This window comes from Microcystis sp. LEGE 08355, assembly GCF_015207185.1.
In the GTDB taxonomy this organism is placed as follows: Bacteria; Cyanobacteriota; Cyanobacteriia; order Cyanobacteriales; family Microcystaceae; genus Microcystis; species Microcystis panniformis.
This window is the reverse complement of the sequence record NZ_JADEXI010000417.1, coordinates 1-4,146: the sequence shown is the minus strand read 5'-3', so window position 1 is coordinate 4,146 and position 4,146 is coordinate 1. Positions and strand designations below refer to the sequence as shown.

Here is a 4,146-nt window from a genome sequence, read left to right as displayed (position 1 = left end):
GTCTAAAAGTCTTATCCAACAAGGTTTTTAGATTTATTCAGCAAGCCCTAAATAATCAGTTTTTAATAACCAGATTTAGTATGAGAGCGCATTTTATTCATTAGCTAGATGGCTCTTCTCGACTTGGTGTGATAATCAGTGCTTATCATTCGTAGGAGTCTTGCTAGGCAAGGCTTTGAAGACTATATTTCTGGAAAATTATCCCTATTCTTCTTACTCCCACACAGAAACGAGAAGAGCCGCTAGATTTAAAACCTGATTATACAGTTGCTCTCTCATCCAAAATCCAGAAATACGCAAATGGTCAAGTAATGGTTTAACTTGAGCAATTAACCCCTTACTTTTAGCTTCAAGTAAAACTCCTAATACTCCGGTAAACTCAATCCCTAGACGTGAAGCAACAATTCTACCTAGACGTTCATCTATTAACAGAAGTTCGGCGTTTATTTCAAGAGCAAGAGTAATTGCTTCCGCCTCCCCTCTATCGACTTCAAGATTAAGATTTTCGACAAGTTTTGTATTGGTTATATTTTGTTTTTTGAACCAAGACAAGGTTTGAACTTCTTGACTTCCGGCGACGGGAACGGTAGTCAGTTCTCGATAAACGGCTTCAGGAATAATGATGCTTTCGTAGAGTTGCTGTAGTAAATTTAGCTGATTGACAGATGCTAAATTGTTAATGGGTGAGGTATTACTAACCACTATCATAATCTGCCTAGTTTGCCTAAGGTCTTGACATCAGCATCTAAGTCTTCAAGGTCGTAATGAAGAGGAATTTGGCGACTTGCTAGTAAATTTTGAAATTGAAATTGATTCATTTCTGCTAAATTACTAGCCTGTCCAAGCGTCAGCTTTTCCTTTTGAAAAAGCATGATGGCAATTTCTTGTTTTAGCTCAGATTCTGACATCCGAGTTAGGGATAAAATTTCATCAGAGATAGTAAGACTCATGATTTTTCTCCTGAACAATAACATTCCGATTAACAGTTAACTTTCACTTCTGATCCAATTCCATATTAGCAAAATGTTCCATTAGCATCCATCCGAAACAATCCCAAACCCCTGAGATGGCTTCATACTGGCAGTAGGACTATAGGACTATTGTAGTGTGCGTGTTTGCGCGTATTTAAAGGAAGGCAGCAGCTTTATTCGATTTTTTTGAACTAGAAGATTGAGAAGCTTGGTTAGGATATCCCGGCAACTGAGCGCTCCCCAGTAAAACCGGGGAAGGAGATATATATTTTTTTACCTACCTGATACTTTTTAAGAGATTAACTATCTCATCGGGGAATCTTTGCTGTAATTATTTATCGGATAATCGCGACAACAGGATCATAAAATTTTGCATTACTTTTTGGGTATCGGGATGATTTTCTCCTAATCTTTCTTGATAAATAGCAATAGCTCTCACATACAACGGTTCCGCTTCTGCGTATCTGCCTTGGTATTTGTATAATTCTGCTAAATTATTGAGACTGGCAGCAACATCGGGATGGTTTTCTCCTAATAGCTGTTCCCGCATAGAAAGGGAGCGCTTATACAACGATTCTGCTTCTGCGTATCTGCCTTGGTATTTGTATAATCCCGCTAAATTATTGAGACTGTTAGCAAAATCGAGATTGTTTTCTCCTAATAGCTGTTCTATCAGAGAAAGGGAGCGTTTATACAACGGTTCCGCTTCTGCGTATCTGCCTTGGCAGCAGTATAATACCGCTAAATTATTGAGACTGGTAGCAAAATATAGATTGTTTTCTCCTAATAGCTGTTCTATCAGAGAAAGGCATCTCTTACACAAGGGTTCCGCTTCTATGTATCTGTCTTGGCTGAGGTATAATTCTGCTAAATTATTGAGAATGTTAGCAAAATAGAGATTGTTTTCTCCTAATAGCTGTTCTATCAGAGAAAGGGAGTGCTTATACAACGATTCTGCTTCTGCGTATTTGCCTTGACAGCGGTATAATCTCGCTAAATTATCGAGCCTAATAGCAAAATCGAGATTGTTTTCTCCTAATCGCTGTTTTATCAGAGAAAGGGAGTGCTTACACAACAGTTCTCCTTCTGCGTATCTGCCTTGGAATTCATATAACACTGCTAAATTATTGAGAATGTCAGCAACAATTGGATGGTTTTCTCCTAAGCGAGATTGGATTTCTTCACAACATTTTGTTAAGGTAACTGCTGCTAAATCATATTCTCCCTGTCCCTTATAAAACAAAGCTACCCCAAGAAACACCTGAATTAAATTATCTTCCGGGTTGGGAATATCATCTAACATGGTTTGACTGACAAGTTGCAGATGGGGAATTGCGGGAGTTACCGCTGCAATAATCTCCCTTGTGGGGGTTGGTGGGATATTTTCGGCAATGGTTAACAAAGTTTCCACAAAAGCGCATCGATAAAGAGAATTTATCTGAGGAATTGCCTGTAATTGCTGTTGAAAAAATTCTCTCACGAGGGGATGAATCCGATAAAAAGAATAGTCCTCATCCACGGGTTGCATCAGATGAGAATTATCCAATTGTCCCCGCGCTTCTTCTAGTTCACTTTCGGTAATTTCCGTGGATTTTGCCGTATCTTCTAGCAACGTCCAAGCAATAGCTACTGGTGCGAATAAACTCAACAGCATTGCCACTTTTTGAACAGCAGAACTTAAATCATCCCAACTGATTTTAATTGCGGCTGCTACCCCTAAATGTCCATAATCTTTGTGGTTTCTTTCCTTAGTTAAAGCAGTATGAGCTAAATTTAATTTATCGCGTAAATGGCTAAACTTTAAATGACGATTTTTCGCTAAATATTCCCCCACTAACTCCACTGCTAAGGTTAAGCGTCCTAAAATTTCGTGACAAATCTGTTCTACTAAAGCTTTTTCTTGCTCAACTTTAGCAGTACCAACAATTTTAGTTAATAATTCTACACATTTATCCAAGGGTAAAACATCTAAAGCTATAGACTTAAATTCCGTACTAAGACACCTTTCTCTAGTGGTGACTAATATCTTAATCCTAGAATCTTTTGGTAACATTCGATCGGGAATTCTGTCGATATTGGGGACATCATCGAGAATTAATAATAATTTTCCCTGCTGAGGTAGCCAATTTTGCCAATACCAGTTCACTTGTTTTTCTAAAGATTCTTTTTTCAATATTTCTGGTAAAGATAGATAGGAACCAGCTAATTTAACTATTTCTTCTGCTAAACCCGATAGTCGCAAGGATAACCAATATTGTGCCGCGTATTCCTGTTGGTATCGTTTCGCATATTCCAAAGCTAAAGCGGTTTTTCCTATTCCCCCTAACCCTTCTACTGCACAAACAATCACCCCTTGTTCTGTTTGCAATTGCTGATGAATTAAGGTTAACTCATCTTCCCTCCCGACAAAATTAACCGTACTTTTGCCCACATTACTAGGGATAGAGGGATTACTTACTTTTTTAGACGATTTTTCACCCCTGCAATCACACGATTAAATGTGGGAAAATAACGCTTAAAAGTTGACTCAGTATCTAATTCCGCCTCGTAGGTCAGGGAAACAAAAGGCGGTATAGTAGATATAGCCGCTTTTAATTTGGCTGCTGCTGATCGCTCTGGTTGATTGAGTTTAGCCAGAATTTGGTTTAATGATTCTAAGATGTGTACAGAAGCAAGTTCAGGGGGTGGTTCTGCGGTAATTGCCGTCAATTCTGTGACAATTTCTGCTACCATTACCTCGGCATCAGGAAAAGATGCTTCTTGACTCTCGCTGGCGACTAAATCCCATTTTTCTCGTTCAAAATCCCGAATTAGTCGGCGTAAATCTTCCATCTGCTGCTTGATCCTAACTTGTTCTTCCGGTCCGATTGTGACTAAAGTGTTTCGCTTTCCCGCTAATTGTTCTTTCAAGCGTTGAATATTTTTATCGAGATTTTGTAATTCGCCAGTAGCCATGGGAAAATAAGCTTAAATTAGCCAATTAATTCAATTATGATCTAAGTAGGTAGGCGTTAAAAGTTGTCAGATACCCCCCTTATCAAGGGGGGACTAAGGGGGGATCGGCACCCCCCTTATCAAGGGGGGCAGGGGGGATCGAACCTAAAATCGATTTTTAATTTAATTATAACCAGCTACTTATCCATCTAAAAATGTCATTCCTTTGGCTGTCCCCCAC

The 4,146-nt window shown here is 39.0% G+C and carries 4 protein-coding genes; all 4 read right to left on the bottom strand.

Annotation, left to right across the window (positions count from 1 at the left end):
• Positions 1-213: 213 nt before the first annotated feature.
• The 4 genes from IQ242_RS18235 to IQ242_RS18220 all read right to left on the bottom strand — a co-directional run bounded on the left by IQ242_RS18235 (position 214) and on the right by IQ242_RS18220 (position 3,926).
• Entirely contained in the window at positions 214-708 is a 495-nt protein-coding gene (locus tag IQ242_RS18235; RefSeq protein WP_193960943.1) for a DUF3368 domain-containing protein, read from the bottom strand.
• Positions 705-950, bottom strand: a complete 246-nt coding sequence (locus IQ242_RS18230; RefSeq protein WP_002796015.1) for a UPF0175 family protein — start codon at positions 948-950, stop codon at positions 705-707. Before IQ242_RS18230 ends, IQ242_RS18235 begins: the two co-directional genes overlap by 4 nt.
• 352 nt (positions 951-1,302) lie before the next feature.
• The gene (locus tag IQ242_RS27240; RefSeq protein ID WP_193960942.1) at positions 1,303-3,402 is read right to left on the bottom strand and encodes a tetratricopeptide repeat protein; all 2,100 of its coding nucleotides are present in this window, start codon (positions 3,400-3,402) and stop codon (positions 1,303-1,305) included.
• Positions 3,403-3,425: 23 nt separating this feature from the next.
• A complete protein-coding gene (locus tag IQ242_RS18220; protein WP_193960941.1) occupies positions 3,426-3,926 on the bottom strand; it encodes a hypothetical protein in 501 nt (166 codons plus the stop codon).
• Between the last annotated feature and the right edge of the window lie 220 nt (positions 3,927-4,146).

Excerpts from the sequence above, each read along its gene's own strand:
- IQ242_RS18235 (WP_193960943.1), bottom strand. The coding sequence starts at position 708 with ATGATAGTGGTTAGTAATACCTCACCCATTAACAATTTAGCATCTGTC.
- IQ242_RS18230 (WP_002796015.1), bottom strand. The coding sequence starts at position 950 with ATGAGTCTTACTATCTCTGATGAAATTTTATCCCTAACTCGGATGTCA.
- IQ242_RS18220 (WP_193960941.1), bottom strand. The coding sequence starts at position 3,926 with ATGGCTACTGGCGAATTACAAAATCTCGATAAAAATATTCAACGCTTG.